Source organism: Mitsuaria sp. TWR114, assembly GCF_007997345.1.
Map to the genome: position 1 here is coordinate 1 of NZ_VOSR01001021.1, position 1,000 is coordinate 1,000.

Genomic DNA, 1,000 nt, shown 5'->3' on the forward strand with positions numbered 1-1,000 from the left:
CGCTGCTGGCGCTGCTACCGGTGCAGGTACTGATGCTGTTGCCGGAGCTCGTTCCAACGAAAGGCCGGACGGCATCGCGCGCTTCACGCGTCCGTTGGACGACGCGGCCGCCGGCCTCTTCCGCGCTGAGCTCGACGCGCACCTGCAGGGCCGCAGCCTGCAGTTCCACCATGTCCTGCGCTTCGAGCAGGGCGGCCAGCGGCGCGCACTGCTCGCGCGCGGCGTCGCGGTGAGGCGCGACGGCAAGCCGGTGCGCATGGCCGGCGCCCTCACGGACCTCAGCGAGCAGGAGCGTCTGCACGAGCAGGCTGAGCAGGACGCGCTGCGCGACCGCCTGACTGGCTTGCCGAACCGAGCGCTGTTCATGGAGCTGATCGCCCAGCGCCTGGCGAATCCGACCCCCGGCGTGCCGATCGGCCTGGTGCTGCTGGGCCTGGACGATTTCCGCGCGTTCGTCGAGCGCCAGGGGCCGGTCGCCGCTGACGCGGTGCTGGTCGAATGCGCCCGGCGCGCCGGGCAAGGCACGGGCCGGGCGGCGCGCGCGGGCCGCGTGGTCGCGCGGCTCGGCGCGGACCAGTTCGGCGTGCTCTTCGACGCCCGCATCGAGGCCGGCGCGCTGGTCGACCGCGTGCCCGAATGGGCGCTGGCGCGCATCGAGGAGCCGTTCCTGTTCGAGACGATCGAGGAAGCGAGCGCGGGCTCGAGAACCGGCGCGCACCGCCTGACCGCCAGCGCGGGGTGGGCCTTCACGGGGCAGGGCAACTTCAGCCCGGACGACCTGCTTGCCGCCGCCGAAAGCGCGCTGGCTCGCGCCAAGGCCGCCGGCACGGGCCACGCGCGCCTGTTCGACCCGACGCAGCCGCGTATCGAGGCGTCCCGGCGCGCGCTGCGCGAGGACCTCGAGCGCGGCCTGCAGGCGGGGGAGTTCCAGCTGGACTACCAGCCGATCGTCAGGCTGTCGGACCGCGCGCTGCTCGGCTTCGAGGCGCTGATCCGCTGG

1 protein-coding gene is annotated in these 1,000 nt (G+C 74.1%); it reads left to right on the top strand.

Annotated features, from left to right (window positions below):
- Positions 1 to 94: 94 nt before the first annotated feature.
- On the top strand, positions 95 to 1,000 hold a 906-nt coding region (locus tag FUT87_RS26910; protein ID WP_147242965.1), incomplete at its 3' end, for a GGDEF domain-containing protein.